General features: G+C 70.7%; 21 protein-coding genes. 8 read left to right on the top strand and 13 right to left on the bottom strand.

From position 1 onward, the window contains the following. Positions 1-138: 138 nt before the first annotated feature. The 4 genes from E4V99_RS14540 to dut all read right to left on the bottom strand — a co-directional run bounded on the left by E4V99_RS14540 (position 139) and on the right by dut (position 4955). On the bottom strand, positions 139-3006 hold the full coding sequence (locus tag E4V99_RS14540; protein ID WP_135117688.1) for an aconitate hydratase: 2868 nt from the start codon (positions 3004-3006) through the stop codon (positions 139-141). A gap of 133 nt (positions 3007-3139) precedes the next feature. Then, positions 3140-3847, bottom strand: coding sequence for a DUF3159 domain-containing protein (locus tag E4V99_RS14535; RefSeq protein WP_240742882.1), 708 nt, complete (start codon positions 3845-3847; stop codon positions 3140-3142). 59 nt (positions 3848-3906) lie between these two features. Then, complete coding sequence (locus E4V99_RS14530; RefSeq protein ID WP_135066441.1) at positions 3907-4503, bottom strand: DUF3710 domain-containing protein; 597 nt, start codon at positions 4501-4503, stop codon at positions 3907-3909. Beyond that, the gene (gene dut / locus E4V99_RS14525) at positions 4500-4955 is read right to left on the bottom strand and encodes a dUTP diphosphatase (RefSeq protein ID WP_135066444.1); all 456 of its coding nucleotides are present in this window, start codon (positions 4953-4955) and stop codon (positions 4500-4502) included. Before dut ends, E4V99_RS14530 begins: the two co-directional genes overlap by 4 nt. Before the next feature lie 18 nt (positions 4956-4973). Between dut and E4V99_RS14520 the strand changes: the two genes are divergently transcribed. Continuing rightward, a complete protein-coding gene (locus tag E4V99_RS14520) occupies positions 4974-5459 on the top strand; it encodes a DUF3093 domain-containing protein (protein WP_308195119.1) in 486 nt (161 codons plus the stop codon). On the opposite strand, the gene E4V99_RS14515 is transcribed toward E4V99_RS14520, so the two are convergent. Then, positions 5434-5727 carry a DUF4193 domain-containing protein gene (locus E4V99_RS14515; RefSeq protein WP_135066447.1) on the bottom strand — a complete coding sequence of 98 codons (294 nt, stop codon included), beginning with the start codon at positions 5725-5727 and terminating at the stop codon, positions 5434-5436. The two genes, E4V99_RS14520 and E4V99_RS14515, sit on opposite strands and share 26 nt — an antisense overlap. Before the next feature lie 227 nt (positions 5728-5954). Between E4V99_RS14515 and sepH the strand changes: the two genes are divergently transcribed. Continuing rightward, positions 5955-6977 (top strand): septation protein SepH, encoded by a 1023-nt coding sequence (sepH, locus tag E4V99_RS14510; protein ID WP_135117686.1) that lies wholly within the window; start codon positions 5955-5957, stop codon positions 6975-6977. A gap of 4 nt (positions 6978-6981) precedes the next feature. On the opposite strand, the gene E4V99_RS14505 is transcribed toward sepH, so the two are convergent. Further along, a complete protein-coding gene (locus E4V99_RS14505) occupies positions 6982-8109 on the bottom strand; it encodes an alkaline phosphatase family protein (RefSeq protein ID WP_135117685.1) in 1128 nt (375 codons plus the stop codon). An 85-nt stretch (positions 8110-8194) separates the two neighbouring features. Here E4V99_RS14505 and E4V99_RS14500 point away from each other — a divergent pair, with 85 nt between their 5' ends. Then, positions 8195-10651 carry a DNA topoisomerase IV subunit A gene (locus tag E4V99_RS14500; protein ID WP_135066456.1) on the top strand — a complete coding sequence of 819 codons (2457 nt, stop codon included), beginning with the start codon at positions 8195-8197 and terminating at the stop codon, positions 10649-10651. A 46-nt stretch (positions 10652-10697) separates the two neighbouring features. On the opposite strand, the gene E4V99_RS14495 is transcribed toward E4V99_RS14500, so the two are convergent. Then, entirely contained in the window at positions 10698-12770 is a 2073-nt protein-coding gene (locus E4V99_RS14495; protein ID WP_135117978.1) for a DNA topoisomerase IV subunit B, read from the bottom strand. A 164-nt stretch (positions 12771-12934) separates the two neighbouring features. On the opposite strand from E4V99_RS14495, the gene E4V99_RS14490 reads away from it, so the two are divergent. Beyond that, positions 12935-13159 (top strand): hypothetical protein, encoded by a 225-nt coding sequence (locus E4V99_RS14490; RefSeq protein WP_135117684.1) that lies wholly within the window; start codon positions 12935-12937, stop codon positions 13157-13159. Between the two features lie 27 nt (positions 13160-13186). Here E4V99_RS14490 and E4V99_RS14485 read toward each other — a convergent pair whose 3' ends face one another. After that, positions 13187-14245: an alanine racemase gene (locus E4V99_RS14485; protein WP_135117683.1), complete on the bottom strand. Its 1059-nt coding sequence runs from the start codon at positions 14243-14245 to the stop codon at positions 13187-13189. Beyond that, positions 14242-14895: an alanine racemase C-terminal domain-containing protein gene (locus tag E4V99_RS14480; RefSeq protein WP_245233205.1), complete on the bottom strand. Its 654-nt coding sequence runs from the start codon at positions 14893-14895 to the stop codon at positions 14242-14244. Before E4V99_RS14480 ends, E4V99_RS14485 begins: the two co-directional genes overlap by 4 nt. A gap of 46 nt (positions 14896-14941) precedes the next feature. Here E4V99_RS14480 and E4V99_RS14475 point away from each other — a divergent pair, with 46 nt between their 5' ends. After that, the gene (locus E4V99_RS14475; RefSeq protein WP_135117681.1) at positions 14942-15964 is read left to right on the top strand and encodes a sugar-transfer associated ATP-grasp domain-containing protein; all 1023 of its coding nucleotides are present in this window, start codon (positions 14942-14944) and stop codon (positions 15962-15964) included. Positions 15965-16367: 403 nt separating this feature from the next. Here E4V99_RS14475 and E4V99_RS14470 read toward each other — a convergent pair whose 3' ends face one another. From E4V99_RS14470 to E4V99_RS14460, 3 genes are all read right to left on the bottom strand, one after another. After that, on the bottom strand, positions 16368-17066 hold the full coding sequence (locus tag E4V99_RS14470; RefSeq protein ID WP_135066471.1) for a coenzyme F420-0:L-glutamate ligase: 699 nt from the start codon (positions 17064-17066) through the stop codon (positions 16368-16370). A 12-nt stretch (positions 17067-17078) separates the two neighbouring features. Further along, complete coding sequence (locus E4V99_RS14465; RefSeq protein ID WP_135066474.1) at positions 17079-18413, bottom strand: RNA polymerase sigma factor; 1335 nt, start codon at positions 18411-18413, stop codon at positions 17079-17081. 228 nt (positions 18414-18641) lie between these two features. Next, positions 18642-19577, bottom strand: coding sequence for a PAC2 family protein (locus E4V99_RS14460; RefSeq protein WP_135117680.1), 936 nt, complete (start codon positions 19575-19577; stop codon positions 18642-18644). Between the two features lie 83 nt (positions 19578-19660). Here E4V99_RS14460 and E4V99_RS14455 point away from each other — a divergent pair, with 83 nt between their 5' ends. The 3 genes from E4V99_RS14455 to sucB are packed head-to-tail and all read left to right on the top strand — an operon-like array spanning position 19661 to position 24375. Next, positions 19661-21130, top strand: a complete 1470-nt coding sequence (locus E4V99_RS14455) for a leucyl aminopeptidase (RefSeq protein WP_135066481.1) — start codon at positions 19661-19663, stop codon at positions 21128-21130. Beyond that, positions 21127-22500, top strand: coding sequence for a dihydrolipoyl dehydrogenase (lpdA, locus tag E4V99_RS14450; RefSeq protein WP_135117679.1), 1374 nt, complete (start codon positions 21127-21129; stop codon positions 22498-22500). The genes E4V99_RS14455 and lpdA overlap by 4 nt, the downstream gene beginning before the upstream one ends. A gap of 57 nt (positions 22501-22557) precedes the next feature. Then, a complete protein-coding gene (gene sucB, locus E4V99_RS14445; protein WP_135117678.1) occupies positions 22558-24375 on the top strand; it encodes a 2-oxoglutarate dehydrogenase, E2 component, dihydrolipoamide succinyltransferase in 1818 nt (605 codons plus the stop codon). Here the strand turns inward: sucB and E4V99_RS14440 are convergent, their stop codons facing one another. After that, positions 24376-25656, bottom strand: coding sequence for a hypothetical protein (locus E4V99_RS14440; RefSeq protein WP_167758137.1), 1281 nt, complete (start codon positions 25654-25656; stop codon positions 24376-24378). Between the last annotated feature and the right edge of the window lie 45 nt (positions 25657-25701).

The following is a 25701-nucleotide window of genomic DNA, read 5'->3' as shown; positions in this document are numbered from 1 at the left end:
GTCCTCCGAGTTTAGCCGCGCGCCCCTGTACGGGGCCTGCGCGGCGCACGAGCGGCCCGGCGTGTACGATCTGCGCCCACCCCTCCGGGGATACGGAAGCGGCCCCGAGGTCTCCCCCGGGGCCGCGTCGTGCGGGACTCAGACCAGTGAGCGCAGCACGTACTGCAGGATGCCGCCGTTGCGGTAGTAGTCCGCTTCACCGGGCGTGTCGATGCGGACGATCGCGTCGAACTCGACCGTCTCCTTGCCCTCGGGCGAGAACTCGCTCGGCTCGGCCGTGACGCGCACCGTCTTGGGCGTGACGCCCTCGTTCAGCTGCTCGAGGCCCTGGATGGAGACGATCTCGGTGCCGTCCAGGCCCAGCGACGACCAGCTCTCGCCGGCCGGGAACTGCAGCGGGACGACGCCCATACCGATGAGGTTGGAGCGGTGGATGCGCTCGAAGCTCTCGGTGATGACCGCCTTCACGCCCAGGAGGCTCGTGCCCTTGGCCGCCCAGTCGCGCGACGAGCCGGAGCCGTACTCCTTGCCGCCGAACACCACGAGGGGCGTGCCCTGCGCGGCGTAGTTCTGGCAGGCGTCGTAGATGAACGACTGCGGGCCGCCGGGCTGGGTGAAGTCGCGCGTGTAGCCGCCCTCCACGATGGCGCCGTCGTTGACCGCGCGCACCAGCTCGTTCTTGAGGCGGATGTTCGCGAAGGTGCCGCGGATCATCACCTCGTGGTTGCCTCGGCGCGATCCGTAGGAGTTGAAGTCCTTGCGGTCCACGCCGTGCTCGGCCAGGTAACGGCCCGCGGGGCTGTCGACCTTGATGTTGCCGGCCGGGCTGATGTGGTCGGTCGTGACCGAGTCACCCAGAGCCGCCATGACGCGCGCGCCGGTGATGTCGCGCACGGGGGTGAGCTCCATCGTCATGCCCTCGAAGTACGGGGGCTTGCGCACGTAGGTGGATGCCTCGTCCCACTCGAACACGTCACCGGTGGGCGTGGGCAGGTTCTGCCAGCGCTCGTCACCCTCGAAGACCGTCGCGTACTGACGCGTGAACATGTCCTCGTTGATCGACGAGTCGATCGTCGCCTGCACCTCGGCGGCGTCGGGCCAGATGTCCTTGAGGAAGACGTCGTTGCCCTCGGTGTCCTTGCCCAGCGGATCGGTCTCGAAGTCGAAGTTCATCGAGCCGGCGAGGGAGTACGCGATCACCAGGGGTGGCGACGCGAGGTAGTTCATCTTCACGTCGGGGTTGATGCGTCCCTCGAAGTTGCGGTTGCCCGAGAGCACCGCGGTGACCGCGAGGTCGTTCTCGTTGATCGCGGTCGAGACCTCTTCGATGAGCGGTCCCGAGTTGCCGATGCAGGTCGTGCAGCCGTATCCGACGGTGTAGAACCCGAGGTCTTCGAGGTCCTGCGTGAGGCCGGCCTTCTCGTAGTAGTCGGTGACGACCTTCGATCCGGGCGCGAGGGTGGTCTTCACCCACGGCTTGGCCTTCAGGCCCTTCTTGACCGCGTTGCGAGCCAGCAGGCCCGCGGCGAGCATGACCGAGGGGTTGGAGGTGTTGGTGCACGAGGTGATCGCCGCGATCGTGACGGCGCCGTGGTCGAGCATGAAGGACTCCCCGCCCTCCAGCGTCACCTTCGTCGGCTTCGAGACCGTGGAGGGTGCGTGGCTGAGCGACTGGGCGTCGTGCTCGTGCTGGTGGCTGACCTCCGAGGGCGGCTCGCCCTGGCTGGTCTCGTCCTGCGGCGTGAAGCCGATGGGGTCCGAGGCCGGGAAGGTTCCTTCCACCGCCGCATCCACCGGCGTGTGCGCGCCGGGCTCGGCGTAGTCGAGCAGATCGTGCTCGAACTGCTCCTTGGAGCGGGACAGCTCGATGCGATCCTGCGGGCGCTTGGGGCCAGCGATGGAGGGGACGACCGTGGACAGGTCCAGCTCCATGTACTCGCTGAACACCGGCTCGACGCCCGGGTCGTGCCACAGGTGCTGCTCCTTGGCGTATGCCTCGACGAGGGCGACCTGCTCCTCGCTGCGGCCGGTCAGGCGCAGGTAGTCGAGGGTCACGTCGTCGACGGGGAACATCGCCGCGGTGGAGCCGAACTCCGGGCTCATGTTGCCGATCGTGGCGCGGTTGGCCAGCGGGACGGATGCGACGCCCTCGCCGTAGAACTCCACGAACTTGCCCACCACGCCGTGCTTGCGGAGCATGTCGGTGATCGTGAGGACGACGTCGGTGGCGGTGACGCCCATGGGGATCGCGCCGGTGAGCTTGAACCCGACGACCCGCGGGATCAGCATCGACACGGGCTGGCCGAGCATCGCGGCCTCGGCCTCGATGCCGCCGACGCCCCAGCCCAGCACGCCCAGGCCGTTGACCATCGTGGTGTGCGAGTCGGTGCCCACGCACGTGTCGGGGTAGGCGCGCAGGACGCCGTCGACGGTGCGGTCGTAGACGACCTTGGCGAGGTGCTCGATGTTCACCTGGTGCACGATGCCGGTGCCGGGCGGGACGACCTTGAAGTCGTCGAACGCCGTCTGGCCCCAGCGGAGGAACTGGTACCGCTCGCCGTTGCGCTCGTACTCGATCTCGACGTTGCGCTCGAGGGCGTTGGGGGTGCCGAACAGGTCGGCGATCACCGAGTGGTCGATGACCATCTCGGCGGGCGAGAGGGGGTTGATGCGCGAGGGGTCTCCACCCAGCGCCGCGACGGCCTCACGCATCGTGGCGAGGTCGACGATGCACGGCACGCCGGTGAAGTCCTGCATGACCACGCGGGCCGGCGAGAACTGGATCTCGGTGTCGGGTTCTGCCGCGGCATCCCACGATCCCAGTGCCCGGATCTGCTCCGCCGTCACGTTCGCGCCGTCTTCGGTGCGGAGCAGGTTCTCCAGCAGCACCTTGAGGCTGAACGGGAGCTTCTCGTAGCCCTCGACGGTGTCGATGCGGAAGATCTCGTAGTCGGTGCTGCCGACCGTCAGGGTGCTTTTCGCACCGAAGCTGTCAACCGTGGACACGTTCGTCTCCTTCGTCGGCGGATGCGGGGGCGAACCCGCCCTCTTCATCTTCCCCGCCGCATGTCGCGGCGGCTAGGAAGGCTGTCCTAACCGGGAAGACGAGAGAATTTATCTCGATGTCAAGATAAATGTATCAGGTTTGCCGCGGCGGGTAGAGCGTCCGGACGGCAAGCCACGTGACCGCCACGAGCGGCGCGAACAGCGGTAGGCCCATGATGATCTTCAGGGTTCCCAGCGCGGTGACGTCGCCGGCGAAGTAGAGCGGGAGCTGCACCGCCAGGCGCGCGAAGAACAGCGCTGCCCACGCCACCGACAGCCAGAAGAACACGCGGCGTTTGCGCGGCTCGCCCCGCCAGCGCGTGCCCTCGTTCATGAGGAAGCCGACGGCCAGTCCGATCAGCGGCCACCCGATGAGGGCGGAGACGAGGAAGGCGGTGCCGTAGGCGCCGTTGGTGATGAAGCCGAAGACGAAGTTGTCCTGACCGCGCCCGGTCAGAAGGGCGAGCCCCGCCGCGGCGGCCGTGGCGACGAGGCCGCCCAGAGCTGCGCTGGCGGGCGACCGCTGCGCGAGCCGGATGACGCTGAACACCACGGCGATCCCGACCGAGACGCCGAGGCTCAGCCAGAGGTTCCCCTGCCCCGCGCGATCGTCGTAGGTCAGCGTGAACAGCACGACGAACGCGAGGCTGGGCAGGACGGATTCGAGGATGCCGCGCCATCCGCCCATCGCGGTCCACACGGCGGCGCCCGTGGACTCCGCGCCCTCGGCATTCAGGCCCGCTGCCCGGGCCGCCGCCTGACCGAGCGCCGTACGCAGCGCCTCGGAGGCGGGGGGCGGGATGTCGGGCGTGGATGCGCCGGCGTCGCCGTCTGCGCGCCCGTGCGGCCGCTCGGAGTCGGTCACGCCGAACCTGGCACGGCGGGCATCTTCAGCGGGATCAGATCGCGCGGCGGCATGGGGGCGCTCCCGCGCACCACGACGATCGAGCGGAACAGGTCCTCGACCTTCGCCGCGGCATCCGTGTCGCTCGTGGCGGCTCCGCCGATCACGCCGCGCAGGAACCACCGCGGACCGTCCACACCGACGAAACGGGCCAGGCGCTTGCCGGTGCCGTCGGCGCCCGCGACGACGGGGACCTCCGCGAGGAGCTCGGGCCCCAGCGGTCCCTCGCGCTCTTCGACGCGGCCGCCCTGCTGGCGGACCTGCTGGCGGATCTGCTCACGCGTCTCGGTCCACAGGCCGGCGGTGCGCGGGGCTGCGAACGGCTGCACCTGCAGCGTCGAGTCGGCGTAGTCCAGGCCCACCGCCACGATGCGCTTGGTCTGCTCCTCGACTTCGAGGCGGAGGTTCAATCCTTCGCGCGGCAGCACCTTGATGCCGCCGAGGTCGATGTAGGGCCGGACCGGGTTGGCTTCGGACTCGTCGAACGGGCCGGCGCTGTCGCGGTCGGCAGGGGCTTCCTTGCCGACGGGGGCCTCGGGGGACAGATCGGTCATGCGCGGACCCCTTGGGTGCTCGAGTAGCCGGTGGACCCGAAGCCGCCTTCGCCGCGCGAGCTGTCGGGCAGCGTGTCGACGGGTAGGAAGCGCACCGGTGGAACCGGCATCACGATGAGCTGGGCGATCCGATCCCCCACCGCTACGTCGAACGCCTCGCGTGCGTCGGTGTTGAGGAGGGAGACCTTGATCTCGCCGCGGTAGCCGGCGTCGACCGTGCCGGGTGCGTTGACGATGGTGATGCCGTGCTTGGCGGCCAGGCCGCTGCGCGGCACGACGAATGCGACGTGGCCGTCCGGAAGGGCGATGCGGACGCCGGTGCCCACGAGGGCGCGCTCCCCCGGCTCCAGCCGCACGGCCTCGGCCGCGGTGAGGTCGGCGCCGGCGTCACCGGGGTGCGCGTACACGGGAGCCGCGGCGGCGATAATGGGGACGTCGACGGTATCGGTCACCCCATGAGGGTAATGCAGATGGGAAGGTGCAGCATCCGCGGTGCAATCACTTATCGCGAGCGGCTGAGCCCCTCCCTGTGGGTTCTCGTGGCGGCGGCCGTGTGCGGTCCGATGGCCGCTCTCGTGCTGACCCCGGTGGATCGCACGGTCGCGCTGATCGTGGGGGCGATCGTGGGGATCGGCATCGTCGTGGGCCTGATCGCCCTGTCGCCGGTCGTCGAGGTGCGGGAGGGCGTGCTGCACGCCGGGCCCGCCCGCATCGACGCGGACCTGCTGGGCGAGCCGGTCCCGGCGACGGGCGAGGAGGCGCGGCAGGCGCGGGGGGCTCTGATCGACCGGAGGTCGTGGATGCTGCTTCGGGGCGGGATCGATGGGGTGGTCACGGTGCCCGTGACCGACCCGGACGACCCCACTCCGGCGTGGGTGATCTCCACGCGCACCCCGGAGCGGTTGTCTGCGGCGATCCGCCGCGCTCAGGTCAGGCCGCGCACTCCCGGCAGATAGGGCCGGAGCCGCCGTCGTGGTCGAGCTGCGAGCGGTGCTTCACGAGGAAGCAGTTGGAGCAGGTGAACTCGTCCTCCTGCGGCGGGAGGACGACGACGTCGAGCTCGACGTCGGAGAGGTCGGCCCCGGGCAGTTCGAAGCCCGAGGGGTTGTCGGCATCCTCGACGTCGATCGCGCCGGAGGTCTTGTCCGGGACGCGCTCCTTCAGGGCCTCGATCGACTCGCTGTCGTCCTCGGTCTTGCGGGGTGCGTCGTAATCGGTCGCCATGCGTGAACGTCTCTTCTTTCAGGGGGTGGAACAGGGGGGTGCCGTGCCCGATCGGGCGGCCATAGTTTGCATGACGGCCCGTCGTTTCGCAAATGCGCACGGCCGTGACGGCATCGTCGTCATCAAGGGAACACCGGCAAAACGCGCGGCGCGCCCGCGATATTCCCGGCCTCGGGCGATGGCTGTGTCAGCATGGGCGCTGACCGCAGATCGAAGGGGTGTTTCGCATGGAACAGCTCAAAGTCATCGGCACCGAGGAGAATTTCCTGGTCCTGGCGACGGAGTCCGGTGAGAGGTTCACTCTCGCCGTCGACGAGGTGCTGCGCGGCGAGATGCGCCGAGCGCGGCGCGAACGCACGGCAGAGGACCGAGGCCCACGCCCCAGTCCCCGCGAGGTGCAGGCGCACATCCGCGCCGGCATGTCGGCCCCCGAGGTCGCCGCCCTCATGGGCGCACGCCTGGAGGACGTCGTGAAGTTCGAGCGGCCGGTGCTCGCCGAGCGCGACCACGTCGTCGGTCAGGCCCTCGCCGTCCCCGTGCTCCTGGGGGGCGAGCTCGAACACGAGCACGTCACCTTCGGTGCGGCCGTCCGCGCCAAGCTCGCCGAGGCTCACGCCACGGGCGAGCGGTGGACCAGCTGGAAGGAATCGACCGGCTGGGTGGTCAAGCTCGAGTTCACCGCGAACGCCATCGACCACGACGCGCGCTGGGGTTTCGACCCCCGCCGCAGCACGCTCTCGCCGCAGAACGCCGACGCGATCCAGCTCTCGCGTCAGGGTTCCCTGCCCGAGGGGCTCATCCCCCGCCTGCGGGCGCTGGACGTGCCCCTGGCCAAGGATGACACCCGCTTCGACAGCGGGGCGTTCGGGCCCCGCCGCATCGAGCAGCACGACACCGAGCCGGTGCCGGAGGCTGCGGCGCCGCCTCATGCGACGCAGGACGCCGCCCGTCGCGCGCCGGATGCCTCGGTCACCTCGACCGAGACCGCCGATCTGCTCGAGGCGCTCCGTCGCCGACGCGGACAGCGTGAACCCCTGCCGGGCACCGAGACCGAGCCGCAGCGGACGTCGGCGCCCGTGGCACTGTTCGATGCGCTGGAGCCGGGCTACGACGGATCGGGTTCCTCTCCCGACACGGAGGCATCCGCCACCCCGGCACCCTCGTCCGATTCGGGTGGCCGCCGCCGGGGCCGCACGTCGATGCCGTCATGGGACGAGATCGTCTTCGGAGCGCGCGGCGACGAGAGCTGACCGCTCAGGCGAACGCGCCCAGCCGCAGCAGCGGCACGATCCGCTCCTCGACCGTGAGCGACCCGTGCTGCCCGACCATGCGCTGCGACGCCTTGTCGGGTTCGCGGTCGTCGTAATAGGCGACCGCCGCGCGTGCGGCCACCAGCACGTCCCCCATCCGCTCGGTGACCTCGGCGTCGACGCGCCCGAACAGACCGGCCCCCACGGCCTCGGCCCTGGTGAGGACCCAGGCCCTGCTGGATTCCGCCGCCGCCCACGCCGCGTGCACGTCCGCGGCACGGCCCGGCTCGGCGTACAGGTGCAGCATCCGGGGCTCGCCCCCGACCACGGCGACGCCGTCCCACAGGGGTGAGTCCTCGCCGAAGAGCAGCCGGCGGTGCGCGGGCACGTCGACCATGCCGTGGTCGGCGGTGATGAGCGCGCCGTCGGCGGGGTCGAGGGCCGCCGAGAAGCGTGCGGCCGCGGCATCCACCCGCTCCAGCGCGGACGACCACTGATCCGACTCCCACCCGTGGCGGTGCCCGACGCTGTCGAGGTCGGGCGCGTACAGGTACACCAGGGCGCCGGGATGCTCCGCCGCCACGCGCGCGGCCGTCTCGACGCGGTCGCCCAGGTCGTCGACGCCGAAGATGTCCGCCCCGCGCATCGTCGCCGCGGTGAACCCCGTGCCGCGGTACTCCGAACGCGTCACGACGAACGTGGGGCGTCCCAGCTCCTTCTCACGCTCGAGGATCGGCGTCGAGCGCTGCCACGTGAGGGGATCGAGGCCATCCGTCTCCCATCCGCGCAGCTGGTTGGGAGCCGTGGCGGTGCCGGGTACGCGCACGCGATAGCCCACGATCCCGTGCTGCCCGGGATCCGTTCCCGTCAGCAGGCTCGTGAGAGCGGCCGCCGTCGTGGAGGGGAAGACCGTACGCGCGACAGCGCTGCGCGAAGACAGCGACGACAGGAAACGCGCGTGGCCGCGCCGCCCGGCGAGGTTGGCGGCGCCGAGCCCGTCGATCACGAACACGATGGCGCTGCGGGCAGGTGGCAGGAACTCGGATGCGCCGCCCAGTGCGGCCAGCGCATCGGTCAGCACACCGGTGAGGCTCCGGGCTCGCGGCGGGTACGCCGGTAGGCTGAGAGGCATCCGGGCCAGTCTCGCACAGGCGGGCGGCCCCCCGTCGAGGCGCAACCGCCTCGCCCGACTCCGCCGACCCGAGGCCCACACGGACATGCCCTCTTCCCGCCCCTCCCCTGCCGTCGAAGAACGCATCGAAGACGTCGATCTCTCCACCGAGATGCAGGGGTCCTTCCTCGAGTACGCGTACTCGGTGATCTACTCCCGAGCCCTGCCCGACGCGCGCGACGGCCTCAAACCCGTGCAGCGGCGCATCCTGTACCAGATGGCCGAGATGGGCCTGCGGCCCGACCGCGGCCACGTCAAGAGCGCCCGCGTCGTGGGCGAGGTGATGGGAAAGCTGCACCCGCACGGTGACGCGCCCATCTACGACGCCCTCGTGCGTCTGGCCCAATCGTTCTCGCTGCGCGTGCCGCTGGTCGACGGCCACGGCAACTTCGGGTCGCTCGACGACGGCCCCGCCGCCCCGCGCTACACCGAGGCACGTCTCGCCCCGCCCGCGCTCGCGCTCACCGCCGATCTGGACGAAGACGTCGTCGACTTCATCCCCAACTACGACGGGCAGTTCCAGCAGCCCGAGGTGCTTCCGGCGGCGTTCCCGAACCTGCTCGTCAACGGCGCATCCGGCATCGCCGTGGGCATGGCCACGAACATGGCACCGCACAACCTCATCGAGGTGGTTGCGGCGGCCGTGCATCTCCTGCAGCATCCGGAGGCCACCCTCGAAGAGCTCATGGAGTTCGTCCCCGGGCCCGACCTCCCCTCCGGCGGGATCATCGTCGGACTCGACGGCATCCGCGACGCGTACGCCAACGGGCGCGGCACGTTCCGCACGCGCGCGAAGGTGTCGGTGGAGTCGCTGGGCCCGCGCCGCACGGGGCTCGTCGTCACGGAGCTCCCCTACCTGGTCGGACCCGAGCGGGTGATCGAGAAGATCAAGGACGCCGTCACCAGCAAGAAGCTCGCCGGCATCGCCGACGTCACCGACCTCACCGACCGCACCAACGGGCTGCGCCTGGTCATCGCCATCAAGACCGGGTTCGACCCGAATGCGGTGCTCGAGCAGCTCTACCGCCTGACGCCGATGGAGGACTCCTTCGGCATCAACAACGTCGCCCTCGTCGACGGTCAGCCGCAGACCCTCGGCCTGCGCGACCTGCTGCGGGTGTACCTGGATCACCGCATCCGGGTCGTCACGCGGCGCAGTGAGTACCGCCTCGCCCGCCGCCGCGAACGCCTGCACCTGGTCGAGGGGCTCCTGATCGCGATCCTCGACATCGACGAGGTCATCCAGGTGATCCGCACCTCCGACGACAGCGAGCAGGCCCGCGCGCGGCTGATGGACGTGTTCGATCTGAGCCAGCTGCAGGCGGAGTACATCCTCGAGTTGCGCCTGCGGCGCCTCACGAAGTTCTCCCGCATGGACCTCGAAGCCGAGCGCGACACTCTGAAGGCCGAGATCGACGCACTGGTGGAGCTGCTGGGTGACCCGGCGCTGCTGCGCGCGCAGGTCGCGCGGGAGCTGGAGGCCACGTCCGAAGCCCTCGGCACGCCGCGTCGCACCATGCTCCTGAACGGCGGGCCGGTGACCGCGCGCTCGTCGCGGGCCGCAGCCGCCGCCGACCTGCAGATTGCGGACGCGCCGTGCCGCGTCTTCCTCTCCGCCACGGGACGGATGGTGCGGGCCGAGCGGTCCCCGGACGCCCCGAACGAGGGCATCGTGACGCCGGCACGCAGGTCGAAGCATGACGCGATCCGTTCGGCGGTGGACACCACCACCCGCGGCGACGTGGGCGCCGTCACGAGCGCAGGACGCCTGGTGCGCTTCTCCCCCGTCGACCTGCCCTCCGTCCCCGGTAACGCCGTGCAGCTGGCCGCCGGCACGAAAGCGGACCAGTACCTCGGGCTCACCGGGGGCGAGCATGTGGTGGCGATCGTGCCGCTCGTGGCCGATCCGCCCATCGCCCTCGGCACTGCCCAGGGCGTGGTCAAGCGCGTGTCGGCGAGCGAACTGCCGTCGAACAAGCACGACGTCTCGATCATCACGCTGCGCGAGGGCGACCGTGTCGTGGGCGCGGCACCGGCCTCCGACGGTGCCGAGCTCGTCTTCATCTCCGCCGACGCGCAGCTGCTGCGCTTCGACGCATCGTCCGTGCGCCCGCAGGGGCGCGCCGCCGGCGGCATGGCCGGTATGCGGCTGGCCGACGGAGTGGAGGCGGTCGGGTTCTCGGCGGTGGGAGCATCCGCCTTCGACGCGGTCGTGGTCACCGTCGCCGGGTCGGCGTCGGCGATCGCGGGCACCGACGCGGGCAGCGCCAAGGTCTCGGCGTTCACCGAGTACCCCGCGAAGGGCCGCGGCACCGGCGGCGTGCGCGCGCAGCGATTCCTCAAGGGCGAAGACGTGCTGACCCTCGCGTGGGTGGGATCCGACCCGCGCGCCGTGGGCTCCGACGGCGCCGTGCGGCAGCTGCCGCCCTCCGGCGCCAAGCGCGACGCGTCGGGGACCCCCCTGGACGGCGTGATCGGCGCCCTCGGCACGACCGTCCGCTGACGTCGGTCGGCGAGAGCCCGGCCGACGGGTTCTCGCCGACGAAGGGTCAGGCGTCGATGCGTTCGCGCGCGAGTCGGTCGCTGGCCTCGACGATGAACTCGCGGCGCGGGGCGACCTCGTTCCCCATGAGCAGTTCGAAGACGCTCGCGGCAAGCTCCGCGTCCTCCACCCGCACGCGGCGCAGCGTGCGGCCGGCGCGGTCCATCGTGGTGGTCGCCAGCTGATCGGCGTCCATCTCGCCGAGGCCCTTGTAGCGCTGCACCGGTTCCTGCCAGCGCTTGCCCGACTTCGTCAGCTTCGTCAGCAGGGCGTGCAGCTCCTGCTCGCTGTAGGTGTAGATCGTCTCGTTGGGCTTGGTGCCCGGGTTCATCACGACCACGCGGTGCAGCGGCGGCACGGCGGCGAAGACGCGTCCGGCCTCCACGAGTGGACGCATGTAGCGGAAGAACAGGGTGAGCAGGAGCGTGCGGATGTGCGCGCCGTCCACGTCGGCGTCGCTCATCAGGATGACCTTGCCGTATCGGGCCGCGTCGAGCTCGAAGGATCGGCCCGAGCCCGCGCCGATGGTCTGGATGATCGCGGCGCATTCGGCGTTGGAGAGCATGTCGCTGACCGAGGCCTTCTGCACGTTCAGGATCTTGCCGCGGATGGGCAGCAGCGCCTGGTACTCGCTCGAGCGCGCGAGCTTGGCGGTGCCCAGCGCGGAATCGCCCTCGACGATGAACAGCTCGGAGTCGGCGACGTCGTTCGAGCGGCAGTCCACGAGCTTCACTGGCAGCGACGAGGACTCCAGGGCGTTCTTGCGCCGCTGGGTCTCCTTGTGCGTGCGCGCCGAGATGCGCGACTTCATCTCGGAGACGACCTTGTCCAGCAGCAGGGCCGTCTGCGCCTTGTCGTCGCGCTTGGTGGAGGCGAAGCGCGCGGCGAGCTGCTTCGTGACCACGGACGACACGATCTGGCGGACCGCCGGGGTGCCGAGGATCTCTTTGGTCTGTCCCTCGAACTGCGGCTCGGGCAGCCGCACGTTCAGCACGGCGGTGAGCCCCGCGAGGATGTCGTCCTTCTCGAGCTTGTCGTTGCCCACCTTCAAGCGGCGGGCGTTCTGCTCGACCTGGCCGCGCAGCACCTTCATGAGGCCCTGCTCGAACCCCTGCTGGTGCGTGCCGCCCTTGGGGGTGGCGATGATGTTGACGAAGGAGCGCATCACGGTGTCGTACCCGGTGCCCCACCGCAGCGCCACGTCGACCTCGCACTCGCGCTCCACATCCGTGGGCACCATGGCGCCCGTCGGCTGGAGCACCGGGACGGTCTCGGTGAAGGTCCCGGACCCGGTCAGGCGCCACGTCTCGGTGATGCCGGCGTCGGGTGCCAGGAACTCGGCGAACTCCGAGATGCCGCCGTCGAACCGGTACGCGGTCTCCACGGGTTCGGCCCCGCGCTCGTCGCGGACGACCATCTCCAGGCCCGGCACGAGGAACGCCGTCTGGCGCACGCGCTGCTCGAGCTCCTCGAAGCCGAAGGCGACGTTCTTCGTGAAGATCTGACGGTCGGCCCAGTACCGGATGCGGGTGCCGGTGACGCCCTTGCGGGCCTTGCCCACGACGCGCAGCTCGCTGCTCTTGTCGAACGGGGTGAACGCAGCATCCGGGGTGGGGCCGGCGAACACGCCCGGCTCGCCCCGGTGGAACGACATCGCGTACGTCTTGCCGCCGCGGTCGACCTCGACGTCGAGGCGCTCGGAGAGGGCATTGACCACGGATGCGCCGACGCCGTGCAGACCGCCGGAAGCGGCGTACGAGCCGCCGCCGAACTTGCCACCGGCGTGCAGCTTCGTGAAGACCACCTCGACACCCGACAGGCCCGTGCGCGGCTCGATGTCGACGGGGATCCCGCGGGCCCGGTCGCGCACCTCGACGCTGCCGTCGCCGTGCAGGATGATGTCGATGCGGTCGCCGTGCCCGCCGAGGGCCTCATCGACGGAGTTGTCGATGATCTCCCACAGGCAGTGCATGAGGCCACGGGAGTCGGTGGACCCGATGTACATACCGGGGCGCTTGCGGACGGCTTCGAGGCCTTCGAGCACCTGAAGGTGGTGGGCGGAATACTCGTCGGTCACAATCTCCCACGATAACCGCGACCTCCCCCACCGGGCTGCAGACACACGGCGCCCGGGGGCCGTCGTACGCGGTGAGCGAAATGCCGTGCACGGCGGGCGCCGGTGCCCTCAGGGCGTGGTTGTATGAGTTGAGCGAAGAACCGCGAGCACCGGAGGAGGGTACCGAGATGAACACGCTATCGACACCGACCGACAACGCCGCCGTCCTCGAGTACCGTCTCACCGCAGCCGACCGGTGTGACTCGTGCGGGGCTCAGGCATACATCGCCGCAGAGGTGAACGGCAGTGAACTGCTGTTCTGCGCGCACCACGGACGCAAGTACGAGGAGAAGCTGCGCAACGTGGCCACCTCGTGGCATGACGAGACCGCGCGTCTCACCGAGAGCGCCTGACCGGCCTCAGCTGACCGGCGCACAGGCTCAGCCGACCGGCGCACCCGGATAGATCCGCTCGATCCGGGGCGAGATCCGCACCGCGATCTCCTCCCCGATCGTGGCGATCCGCTCGGCCAGCTCCGTGGCGGAGTGCAGTCCGCCCGCGCCGAGCACGACCACCTCGTCGCCCGCGGTCATCCCGTCCCATCCCTCGACGATCAGCCGGTCCGGCCGCACCGTCACCACGCGGCGCACACCCGCGGGCGTGCGCACGCTGAGCATCCCGCCGAGCGGTGAGGGGATGCCGTCGAGGCTGCCCACGCCGACGTGTGCGTGTGTGCCGTCGGTGCCGATCACATGCGCCCGCAGCGAGGCGATCGGGACGATGCCCAGAGCCTCGGCATCCGGGCCGCCGGCTGGTGCGATCCCGTAGGCGAACGCTCCGATGCGGACGAGGTCTTCGCGGAACTCCGGCCGCGTGAAGCCGGCGGCGCTCGCGGCGAGATGCGCGTAGCCCGGCCGCAGCCCCGCGGCCGCGAGTGTCTCCCGCGCGTGCAGGAACAGCGCACGGGCGGCGTCGTCCTCGGCATCCGACGCCTCGGCGATGTGACTCCACACGCCTTCCACGCCGAGCACTCCGGCCCGCTCCAGTTCGGCGGCCCGTGCGACGGCGTCGGGCCACTCCTCCGGGCGGATCCCGTTGCGATGCAGCCCCGTGTCCACCTTCAGATGCACGCGTGGGCGCAGGGCGCCTTCGGGGCGCGTCCCGAGCGCTGCGAAATCCTCGAGCAGGAGCGCGTTGCCGACGCCGACATCCAGGTCGGCGTCCACCGCCGCGGCCAGGTCGGCTTGGGACTCCAGCATCCACACGAAGATCCGTGCGTCGGGGCCGAGCACGTCGCGCACGGCCCGCCCGGTGCCGGTGTCGAACGCGCCGAACCAGCGCACGCCTTCCGCGTGCGCACGGCGCACGATGGGCAGGAGCCCGTGACCGTACGCGTCGTCCTTCACCACGAGCATGTGGTGCGCCGGCGCGATCCGCTCGCGGACGAGGCTCAGGTTCGCGGCGAAGGCGTCGAGGTCGACGATCAGGCGGGCGGTCATGCGCGCACCTCCCGTACGGCGCGGAGGCCGGACGCGGTGATCAGCTCGCCGGCCGTCCACCCCGTCGCGTCGGCCCATCCCGCCAGCGACGGCGCCTGATCGCGCGGGTCGCCGAAGAACACGACCTCGTCGCCGCGGGAGACCGGATGCTCCGTGATGTCCACGACGCAGACATCCATCGCCACCCGTCCCACGAGCGGATGCAGCGCCGCACCGATCCGCACGGCCACGCGGTTTCCCAGCATCCGGACGATCCCCTGGGCGTAGCCGCCGGTGACCAGCGCGACGCGGGTGTCGGCGTCGGCGCGGTGCGCATAGCCGTATGAGACGCCCTCCCCCGCGCGCAGGTCCTTCGTGGACAGCACGCGCCCCGTGAGCGTCAGGACCGGGCGCGTCTGGGCGTCGGGGGCCGGGAGGCCGAACAGCGTGTCGGCGTCGAGCGTCTCGGGGTCCAGGTCCAGACGCGCGAGGACGCCGGCCACCCAGTCGGCGCCGTGCCCCCACGCGTCTGCGTAGAGCGCAGACACCTCACCGCGCCCCCGTTCGAGCGCCGGTCGCGCATTGTGCTCGAGGGCCGCAGTGGACAGCCGCGCCACCGTGGCCGCTCCACCGGGCACGGCCCGGGGAGTTCCGAGGTGCGGCGCAGTCACGCCCCCTAGACTATCCGGGTCCCCTCCCGCCCACCCCGGAGACCGCATGCCTGGAAGAGGCTTCGCCCTCGCGCCCCGAGTCCGCTACCTGATCGGCCGCGCACGCCGCATCGACGTCGGATCCGTGTTCGAACGAGCCCGTGAGGCCTCGCAGCAGCACGGGAAGTGGATGCCCGCGGTGGTCGTGGACATGCTGTGGCAGGCCGGGTTCCGCAATGTCGGATTCCAGGACTACATCGACTACGACTTCGCGATCCTCACCCCCGCCGAGCGGGCCACGTACATGACGCATCCGGTGTCGAACCAGATCTCGCAGAAGTACGACCACCCCGACTACCGGCACCTGTTCCAGGACAAGATCGCCTTCGACCGGGTGTTCAGCGAGCACCTGCACCGGGAGTGGATGGTCGTCGAGGACGACAATGCCGACGCCGTGCGCGCGTTCACGGAGCGCCACGGCACGATCGTCACCAAGGAACCCGTGGGCCAGGCCGGGACGGGCGTGCACCGCTACCACGCCGCCGAGGTCGAGGACTGGAGCGCGTTCCACGCCGGGCTCCGGGAGCGAGGTGAGCTGCTGCTCGAACAGGTGATCCAGCAGCATCCGGACCTCGCCGCGGTGTGCCCCGGAACGGTCAACACCACACGCGTGACGGCGTTCTTCGACGGGACCACGACGCACATCCTGGCGATGGCGCAGAAGTTCGGACGCGGCGCGGTGAGCGACCAGATGACCTTCGGCGGCTTCTACACGATGCTCGACGACGACGGCCATGCCGTCGGGGCCGGCTACGACTCGCACGGCCACGTGCACGAGCACCATCCCGACTCGGGCTTCCGCATCGCGGATTTCCAGCTGCCGATGATGGATGAGGTGCGGGCATTCGTCGACCGTGTCGCCCGGGTCGTGCCGCAGGTGCAGTACGTCGGCTGGGACATCGTGGTCACCCCGACCGGCCCGGTGCTCGTGGAGGGCAACTGGGGCGCGGGCGTGTACGAGAACAAGCCTTCGGTAACGGGCATCCGCACCGGCCACAAGCCGCGCTACCGCGCCGCGATCGGCTTCTGACCGCTCCGGTCTGAGCCGCGGAAGCGACCCGCTCCTGCGGGGCCGTCCCTGAGCCTGCCGAGGGCGTCCGGGACGCCCTCGGGCATCCCGAACTCCTCAAGAACACGGCCTGGCACGGCACAACCGGCCGAGACGGCAGCGGATGCGCCGGAATTGAGGAGTTCGGGCGGGCAGGTGACGCGTGATGGCCCGGCGACGCCGGACCCTCGCATCGCGGGACTCAGGACCCAACGGCGCGCACATTCTCGGCGACGATGCTCGGCCGCGGCGCCCGGGACGCCTTCGGGTATCCCGAACTCCTCAAGAACGCGGCCGCGCCCGCACAAACCGGCCGAAACGGCAGCGGATGCGGCGGGATTGAGGAGTTCGGGCGGGGCGGAGCGAGGCCGGGCGGCCGAGAGGGTCAGGCGGGGCGGACGACGCCCAGAGGCGTCGACTCGTGCCCCTGGCCGAGCGGATTGTCCTTGAGGATCGCGAGGAGACGGCGCTCCCCGGCCTTGTCGAGGGTGGACCCGAGGATGTTGCCACCCAGGTCGTTGATGTCGACCACGGCCACCTCGGCGCTGCCGCCCAGGAGCGACTTCAGGTGCGCGGCGACCTGGCGGGGACGCTCGGGACCCAGGACGACGGCCTTGTTGTACGGCGGGATCGTGCCGCTCGTGGGGCCGTCGATCGCGCGAGCCTTGTCGCCGGCGATCCGGTAGAAATCGCCCTTACGACCGAATGCCTTCGTGACGGCCGAGACGGCGGCGGCGAAGAGGATGCGGGGAACCCCGCACTCGCGGAGCGCCATCTCCATCGTCTCCGGCATGCCCAGGCCGATGCCGTAGGGCGTGCGCACCACGAACCGCGACAGGAAGCGCGCCAGCCGTCGAGGGTGGATGTCCTCCACCAAGTACGACCGGCCCTGCGTGATCGCGACGATCTTCTCCGTCACGAACAGGATGTCCCCGGGCTGGACGACGTCCGACGCGTACTCGCGGATGAAGGCGTCGAGGTCGTCGCCCGGCATCACGACCCGCGTGCGGATCGGGATGCGGGCGAACGACGCACCGTCGAGGGCGACCGTCAGCGCCTTGCCGGCGTTGGCCTCACCACTCACGGATCAGACCGCTCATTCGAGGTAGTCCCGCAGCGACTGCGAACGGCTGGGGTGACGCAGCTTCGCCATCGTCTTGGACTCGATCTGACGGATCCGCTCGCGTGTGACGCCGAACGTGTCGCCGATCTGGTCGAGCGTCTTGGGCTGGCCGTCGCCGAGGCCGAAGCGCATGCGGATCACGCCTGCCTCGCGCTCGGACAGCGAGTCCAAGAGCGACTCGAGCTGACGCTGCAGCATCGTGAAGCCCACGGCATCCGCGGGAACGACGGCCTCGGTGTCTTCGATGAGGTCACCGAACTCGCTGTCGCCGTCCTCACCGAGAGGCGTGTGCAGCGAGATGGGCTCACGGCCGTACTTCTGCACCTCGACGACCTTCTCGGGCGTCATGTCCAGCTCGCGGCTGAGCTCTTCGGGCGTGGGCTCGCGGCCCAGGTCCTGCAGCATCTGCCGCTGGACACGGGCGAGCTTGTTGATGACCTCGACCATGTGCACCGGGATGCGGATGGTGCGGGCCTGGTCGGCCATGGCGCGCGTGATGGCCTGACGGATCCACCACGTCGCGTAGGTCGAGAACTTGAAGCCCTTGGTGTAGTCGAACTTCTCCACTGCGCGGATGAGGCCGAGGTTGCCCTCCTGGATGAGGTCCAGGAACTGCATGCCGCGACCGGTGTAGCGCTTCGCGAGGGAGACCACCAGACGGAGGTTCGCGCCCAGCAGGTGCGACTTCGCTCGCTGGCCGTCACGGGCCACCCACTGCAGGTCCAGGCCCAGCTGGCTGGTCTTCTCCGCCGCCGACATGTGCGACAGCTTCTCCTCGGCGAACAGGCCCGCCTCGATGCGCATCGCGAGCTCGACCTCTTCGGCCGCGTTCAGCAGCGGAACCTTGCCGATCTGCTTCAGGTAGTCCTTCACCGGGTCGGCCGTGGCGCCGGTGATCTGCGCCGAGTAGACGGGGACGTCGTCCTCGTCGGTGGAGGAGATGACGATCGCGCCCGTGGGCAGGGGCTCGGTGAAGACCGGCTTGGTGGTCTCCTCCTCGTCCTCCTCCTCCGAGGCGTCGGGGGTCGCCTTGGCGGCGGACGGAGCAGCGTCCTCGGCGACGTCGTCGCCGGCCGCCTCGTCGCCGTCCTCGAGGTCGGCGTCGAGTTCGACGTCCTCGATCTCCTCGTCGTCGTCGCCGGCCTTGGTCTTGGCCTTGCCCTTCGCCTTGGCGGGTGCCGCCTTCGACTTCGCGGGCGCCTTCTTCGTGGTCGTCTTCTTCGACGACGCAGCGGTGGTCTCGTCGACCGCGTCGAGTTCGGTGTCCTCGCCGCTGTGGGAGCGGGTCTTGGTGTTCGTGCCTGCCACGTTTCGCCTTTCACCGGGGTCGTGGGTCGCACGCTCGCCGGTCGTTCTCGGACACTAGTAAGACCCTTGTCAAGTCCTTGGAGGGAGCGGGGGCTCTCTCCGACGGCCGACAACGGGTCAGGTCCTTCATTGTCTCATACCTTCTCCGACCGGCATTACGCGCGGAGAATACACCAGACAGAACCGGCAGAGCCCGGCCGATATTCCTGGATCTGCCGAGAAAGTCGCTCAGCCCAGTCCCGGGCCCCCGCGCTTGTCCTCGTCGCCGCTGGGCCTGCTCGCCAGGAACCGTTCCAGTTCGGCCGCCAGCTCGTCGGCGCTGGGCAGGTCGCCGGTGTGGATGATGGGCGTGGCGTGCGTCGAGCCGGCCATGTAGGAGTCGTAGCGCTCCTCCAGGCCCTCGAGCATCCGCGTCAGCTCATCGCTGCCCGAGACCTGCTCCTCGACCTTTTCCAGATACTCGCGGTTCTCCTCGCGAACCCCGTCTCCGTCGAAGACCAGCCCGGTGGCCACCGTGATGCTGTCCATGCCGGCCAGCGCGGCGGCGGGATACTCGGTGTCGCCGAGGTAGTGCGGGATGAGCAGCACGAATCCGGCGACTTTCGCGCCGGCCTCGGCGAACCGGTACTCCAGGAGGTGCCCCACCGTGGCGGGGACGCGCGTGTGCGGGCGCCAGATCGAGTGCGCCTCCACCAGGTCCCCGCGGGTGCCGCTGACGGTCGTGCCGATCGGGCGGGTGTGCGGCACGGGCATCGGGATCGCGTGGACCCACGTGACCGACGACACCTGCAGCCCCGCGCTCAGTTCGATGACGGCTTCGGCGAACGCGTCCCAGGCGAAGTCCGGTTCGTACCCGGCAAGCAGGACGAACGGCTGACCGAGCGCGTCGTGGGCGAGCGAGAGCTCCAGCCGGGGCGGGCGATACCCGGTCAGGTGGTCCTCCTCGAAGGAGACCACAGGGCGGCGGGCACGGTAATCCAGCAGCACGTCGTTGGAGAACACGAAGACGGGGGCAGGTTCGAGATCGTCGCGGAAGTACTCGATGAGCCGCGACACGGCCGAGCCGGCGTCGGTGAAACCGGTCAGCGCGATGACCAGCGGAAGCCCGGACGGCACCGGCGGGGCCGAGGCGGCGCGTTCGTACAACGGCGCGGGATAGGGCATACGTCAACTCTACGAGCGTGCGCAGCACGAGGCACATCGCGCCATCCCGCTCACAGCGAACACGCGAACCTAGGATGGGACGCATGCCGTTCCCCTCCGTGGCGCACAGCAGCGCCCCCCTCCATGAGATTCCCGCAGACGCCGTCCTCCTCGTGCTGCCGGCTGTTCAGGACGACACGCAGATCGCCGAGTGGCCCGGACTGACCGACGCGATGGCCGCCGTCGGCTTCACCGGCGCGGCGGGATCGTTCCAGCGGGTGTCCCTGCCCGGACAGACGACACCGCTCGCGGTGGTGGGCGCCGGATCCGCACCGACCGCGGCGGCCCTGCGTTCGGCAGCGGGCCACGGCATCCGTCAGCTGACCGGATTCGCGCGCGTCGCCGTGGGCGCGCCGGCGACGCCGGATGCGTCGTGGCGGGCGCTGGCCGAAGGCGCGGCTCTGGGCGGATATAGATTCGCCGGGTACAAGTCAGAGACGCCGCCCGCACGCGCGGCGGAGGTCACCGTGGTCACTGCGGCCGCGCCCGATCCGGCCGACGTGGCCGCGGTCGCTGCCATCGCCGACGCCGTCGCCCTGGTGAAAGACCTCGTCACCACCCCGGCCGAATGGCTCGGCCCGGCAGATCTGGCCGCCCGAGCGAGTGAATCGGTCGCCGAGTTGCCGGTGAAGGTCACCGTGTTCGACGAGGAGGCGCTCCGCGACGGCGGGTACGGCGGCATCCTCGCGGTCGGCCAGGGATCGGACCGTCCCCCGCGACTGGTACGGCTGGAGTACTCCCCCGCCGAGGCGGAGCGCTCGGTGGCGCTGGTGGGCAAGGGCATCACGTTCGACACCGGCGGCCTGTCGCTCAAGCCTGCGGCGTCGATGGTCGGGATGAAGTACGACATGTGCGGGGCGGCCACCGTGCTCGCCGTCGTGCGCGCCGCGGCAGCGCTGCGTCTGCCGGTGCGGGTCACCGCCTGGATGTGCATCGCCGACAACATGCCCTCCGGCCGCGCCACCCGCCCCGGAGACGTCGTGCGCACGTTCGACGGCACGACCGTTGAAGTCTTGAACACCGACGCCGAGGGCCGGGTGGTGCTCGCCGACGGCCTGGCCGCGGCCAGCCGGGAGCATCCGGACCTGCTGATCGATGTGGCGACCCTCACCGGTGCCATCACCGTGGCCCTGGGCAACCGCCACACCGGCGTCATGGGTGAGGATGCCGCCGTGGCCCGTTACCTCGACGCCGCCGCCCGCGTCGACGAGCTCGCGTGGCAGCTCCCGCTGCCCGAGCACATGGTGGACGAGCTGGACTCCCCCATCGCCGATCTGCAGAACGCCAAGATCGGCGACCCCGCCGGCGGATCGCTGTTCGCCGGCCTGTTCCTGCGCCACTTCGTCGGCCGCACGTCCGACGCGGAGGACGCGCCGCGCATCCCGTGGGTGCATCTGGACATCGCCGGCGTCGGCATGAACAAGGGTGCCCCGTACGGATTCACCGACAAGGGCGTGACGGGCGCGACGGTACGCTCCCTCATCGAGCTGCTCTCCGCGGAGGCGGCCTCATGACCGAGCACACCGCCGACCTCGTCGTCCTCGGCGGCGGGAGCGGCGGGTACGCCGCCGCCCTGCGCGCGGCCGAGCTCGGTGCCAAGGTCGTCGTGATCGAGAAGGACAAGGTCGGCGGCACGTGCCTGCATCGGGGCTGCATCCCCACCAAGGCGCTGCTGCACTCCGCCGAAGTGGCCGACACCGCCCGCGATGCCGCCGCCGTCGGCGTGCGGGCGAGCCTGGACGGCATCGACACGTCCGCCCTCCGCAGCTACCGCGAGGGCATCGTCGCCAAGAAGCACCGCGGATTGCAGGGGCTGCTCTCCGCACGCGGGATCACGGTCGTCGCCGGTGAAGGGCGACTCGAGTCGGGACCTGCCATCCGGGTGGGCGGCGACCTGTACCGCGGTACGGATGTCGTGATCGCGACGGGTTCGTACAGCCGGACGCTGCCGGGTCTGGAGATCGGTGGGCGCGTCCTGACCAGCGAGCAGGCGCTCGAGCTGGACGAGATCCCGAGCCGCGTGGCCGTGCTGGGCGGCGGCGTGATCGGCGCGGAATTCGCCAGCATGTGGCGATCCTTCGGCGCGGAAGTGACCATCATCGAGGCGCTGGATCACCTCGTCCCCGCTGAGGACGAAACCGCCGGCAAGAGCCTCGAGCGGGCCTTCCGCAAGCGCGGGATCGACCTGCGGCTGGGCACCCGCTTCGGGTCGGTCGCGCAGAGCGCCGACGCGGTCACCGTGCAGCTGGAAGACGGAACCGCCGTGGAGGCGGACTACCTGCTGGTCGCCGTCGGCCGGGGTCCGGCCACATCCGGCCTCGGGCTGGAAGAAGCCGGCGTGGTGCTCGACCGCGGATTCGTCCGCACCGACGAGCGCCTGCGCACGGACATGCCCCACGTCTGGGCGGTCGGCGACGTCGTGGTGGGCCTGCAACTGGCCCACCGAGGGTTCCAGCAGGGCATGTTCGTGGCCGAGGAGATCGCCGGCCGCTCCCCCGTCCGCATCCCCGAGCACCACATCCCGCGCGTGACCTATTCGCACCCGGAGGTGGCCTCGGTCGGGTGGACCCAGGCTCAGGCCACCGAGCAGCATGGCGCCGACGCGCTGGAGGTGACCGAGTACAACCTCGCCGGCAACGCCCGCAGCGAGATCCTCGGCACCGCCGGTGTGGCGAAGGTGATCCGGCTCAAGGGCGGCCCCGTCGTCGGCGTGCACCTGGTCGGGGATCGCGTGGGCGAACTGATCACCGAAGCACAGCTCGTGGTCGGCTGGGAGGCCCACCCCGAAGACGTCGCGCCCTACGTCCACGCCCACCCCACCCAGAGCGAAGCATTGGGCGAGGCGTTCCTCGCATTGGCGGGTTCTCCGCTGCACACGCTCTGAGGGTGCTCGGCGCGTCACTAAGCTAGACATGAATCCGCTTCCGAAGGAGACAACCTCATGAGCACTTCCGTCGTCCTCCCCGCGCTCGGAGAGAGCGTCACCGAGGGAACGGTCACCCGCTGGCTCAAGAAGGTCGGTGACACGATCCAGGAGGACGAGGGCCTGCTGGAGATCTCCACCGACAAGGTAGACACCGAGATCCCGTCCCCCGTGAGCGGGGTGCTCGAGGAGATCCTCGTCCAGGAGGACGAGACCGTCGAGGTCGGCGCCATCCTGGCGAAGATCGGCGACGGCTCAGGCTCTGCCAGCGATGACGCCCCCGCCGCCGAGGCCCCCGCGCAGCCGGCCGAGACTCCCGCCGCCGAGGCTGCGCCCGCCGCTGCCGAGGCCGCTCCGGCCGAGCAGCCCGCGCCCGCCGCTGCCGAGGCCGCTCCGGCTGAGCAGCCCGCCGAGCAGCCGGCAGCCGAGGGTGGCGAGAGCCGCGACGTGGTACTGCCCGAATTGGGCGAGAGCGTCACCGAGGGCACCGTCACGCGCTGGCTCAAGCAGGTCGGCGACGACGTCGCCGTCGACGAGCCGCTCCTGGAGATCTCCACCGACAAGGTCGACACCGAGATCCCGTCTCCCGTCGCCGGTGTGCTGCAGGAGATCCTGGTCAAGGAGGACGAGACCGTCGCCGTAGGCGCATCGCTCGCCCGCATCGGCAGTGGAGCCGCTCCCGCGGCGGCCGCCGAGTCCGCCCCCGAGGCGCCCTCGACAGAGAAGCCCGTCGAGGCGGATCAGCCTGCCGCCCAGCCCGAGCCCGCAGCCGCCGAGCCGGCGAAGCAGAGCGAGCCGGAGAAGCCCGCCGAAGCCCCCAAGGCCGCTCCGGCGCCCCAGCCTTCCGCGGAGGCGGGAGCATCCACGCCCGCTCCCCAGCCCCCGTCGGCGTCCTCGGAGTCGCTCGCCGCGTCGGCCGACGAGATCACCTACGTCACGCCCCTGGTCCGTCGCCTCGCGCAGCAGCAGGGTGTGGATCTGACGAAGGTCACCGGCACGGGCGTCGGAGGTCGTATCCGCAAGGAAGACGTGCTGAAGGCCGCCGAGGCGGCGGCGAAGGCTCCGGCCGAGCAGGCACCCGCGGCCGCCGCTCCCGCAGCCGAACCGCTCGAGGTCTCTCCCCTGCGCGGCACGACGCAGCCGATGTCGCGCCTGCGAAAGGTCCTCGCCGAGCGCGCGGTGGCGTCGATGCAGGCGACGGCGCAGCTCACCACCGTCGTCGAGGTGGATGTCACCAAGCTCGCCAACTACCGCGACCGGGTGAAGGGGCAGTTCCAGGAGAAGACCGGCGACAAGCTGTCGTTCCTGCCGTTCTTCGTCCTGGCCGCGGCCGAGGCCCTGCAGGCCTACCCCGTGATCAACTCGACGGTGGACGGCGAGAGCATCGTCTACCCGCCGTCGGAGAACATCTCGATCGCCGTCGACACCGAGCGCGGCCTGCTCACCCCCGTCGTGCGTGACGCGGGCGGGAAGAACCTCGCCCAGATCGCGCACGAGATCGCCGACCTCGCCGCTCGCACGCGCAACAACAAGCTCAAGCCCGACGAGCTCGCCGGTGGCACCTTCACGGTCACGAACACGGGATCGCGCGGCGCGCTGTTCGACACCCCGCTGGTGTTCCTCCCCCAGTCGGCGATCCTCGGCACCGGCACCGTCGTCAAGCGCCCCGGCGTGGTCAGCGTCGACGGGAAGGACGCCATCTCGGTGCGTTCCTACGTCTACCTCGCCCTGTCGTACGACCACCGCGTCGTCGACGGCGCGGATGCGGCACGCTTCCTCTCCGCGGTCAAGTCCCGCCTGGAGGCCGGACAGTTCGAGGCGAACCTCGGCATCTGATCAGGCTGGCGGATCCGCGACGTCGAACACGTCGCGGATCCGCCATCCCGCCGGTGTCGCAACGATCGTGACGAGCTGGGAACGCACGTCCGGTGCGTCCACCCGCAGCACCGCGAGGCCGCCGAAGTCATCCAGCAGCGTCACCGTTCGCGCGGGGGCGTCCACGGCCCCGGCCGGCAGCGACTGCGCGGCATCCTCCTGTGCCGCCTCGCGACATGTCGGATCGTCGCATGCGGCGCGTGCGTCCAGTACCCGAAGCAGGGCGGTCGCAGGATCCTCCGCCTGAAGGTCAGTCGCGGGTTCTGAGCCCGGCTCCCCCATCTCCGCCGCCGCACTCTCCGAGGGCGTGGGAGACGGCTCGCGAACCTCCGCGCCCACCGCAGGGGATGGTTCCGCTCCATCGGGCCAGCTGAGACCCACCACGAGGACGATGACGGCAAGGCCGGCCGCCAGGAGCGCCGGCCGTGCACGTCCGGAGGCGCGACGCGCCAGCTGCGTCCTGGTGCGGTGCACCAGGTCGGATGCGGCATCGCTGAGCACGGCATCGGAGGAGAACTCGAGGAGACCCCACCACGGACGCCGCGGTGCTTCGTGCTCCGCGGGGAGCGGGTCGGGCGACTGAGCCCTGACACCACCGCGCCTCGCTCCGACGATGTCCGTGGCCAGCGGCTCGGGCTGCGCCCCGCCGAACAGGGCGTCCTCCCACCGCTCGATGTCGCGGACGAGCGCGCGCGGCTCCGTCACGGCGCCGGCCAGCTGCGCGAGCACCTCCGCGAAGCCCTCGTGGGATGCTTCCTTCGCGAGCGTGGCGACGATCTCCGCAGACGCCCGGACGGCGGAGACGTCGCCGGACGCGTAGACCAGCACCGGCATCCCCTCCGCCGTCACCCACCACGACGCCGTCTCATCGTCGAGATCCTCGACGTGCGCGGTCTGCATTCCCCGCAGCACGCTCACGGCGATGGTGAGAGCCTCGCCGTCGGCGAGCGGGACGGAGGACCCGCCGCGACGGGACAACAGACGGTCGAGCCGATCGGCGAGAACCGGAAGCACGACGTCGTGCCCGTCGCGTCGCCGGACGATGTCGGCCGGCGCGAGAACGTGTGCGTCTGCAGGCAGGCGCCACGCGGGCCAGTCCCGCAATAGATCGCGGTCGACGAGGTAGGCCATGCCCCCGCCCGGCGCGCGGGCCAGGACGCCGTCGAAGGGCACGTCCGGCGGACCGACGGCCCGCATGAGCGGGAAGGCGGTGTACGCGGAGGAGTCAGGCAGCGACGGCACCGGGCCATCCTCGCCGCGCCGCGCCACCGCATCCGCGTTCCCCCG

This window comes from Microbacterium sp. dk485 (assembly GCF_004570445.1).
Taxonomy (GTDB): domain Bacteria; phylum Actinomycetota; class Actinomycetes; order Actinomycetales; family Microbacteriaceae; genus Microbacterium; species Microbacterium wangchenii.
Note: the sequence above shows the minus strand (reverse complement) of the source record. Positions and strands in the feature narration are given on the sequence as shown.

Bases quoted from the DNA above. Each gene is read 5' to 3' on its own strand.
- E4V99_RS14530 (WP_135066441.1), bottom strand. From the start codon at position 4,503: ATGACCGATCTGTCCCCCGAGGCCCCCGTCGGCAAGGAAGCCCCTGCC.
- E4V99_RS14520 (WP_308195119.1), top strand. From the start codon at position 4,974: ATGGGAAGGTGCAGCATCCGCGGTGCAATCACTTATCGCGAGCGGCTG.
- E4V99_RS14515 (WP_135066447.1), bottom strand. From the start codon at position 5,727: ATGGCGACCGATTACGACGCACCCCGCAAGACCGAGGACGACAGCGAG.
- sepH (WP_135117686.1), top strand. From the start codon at position 5,955: ATGGAACAGCTCAAAGTCATCGGCACCGAGGAGAATTTCCTGGTCCTG.
- E4V99_RS14505 (WP_135117685.1), bottom strand. From the start codon at position 8,109: ATGCCTCTCAGCCTACCGGCGTACCCGCCGCGAGCCCGGAGCCTCACC.
- E4V99_RS14500 (WP_135066456.1), top strand. From the start codon at position 8,195: ATGCCCTCTTCCCGCCCCTCCCCTGCCGTCGAAGAACGCATCGAAGAC.
- E4V99_RS14490 (WP_135117684.1), top strand. From the start codon at position 12,935: ATGAACACGCTATCGACACCGACCGACAACGCCGCCGTCCTCGAGTAC.
- E4V99_RS14485 (WP_135117683.1), bottom strand. From the start codon at position 14,245: ATGACCGCCCGCCTGATCGTCGACCTCGACGCCTTCGCCGCGAACCTG.
- E4V99_RS14475 (WP_135117681.1), top strand. From the start codon at position 14,942: ATGCCTGGAAGAGGCTTCGCCCTCGCGCCCCGAGTCCGCTACCTGATC.
- E4V99_RS14460 (WP_135117680.1), bottom strand. From the start codon at position 19,577: ATGCCCTATCCCGCGCCGTTGTACGAACGCGCCGCCTCGGCCCCGCCG.
- E4V99_RS14455 (WP_135066481.1), top strand. From the start codon at position 19,661: ATGCCGTTCCCCTCCGTGGCGCACAGCAGCGCCCCCCTCCATGAGATT.
- lpdA (WP_135117679.1), top strand. From the start codon at position 21,127: ATGACCGAGCACACCGCCGACCTCGTCGTCCTCGGCGGCGGGAGCGGC.
- sucB (WP_135117678.1), top strand. From the start codon at position 22,558: ATGAGCACTTCCGTCGTCCTCCCCGCGCTCGGAGAGAGCGTCACCGAG.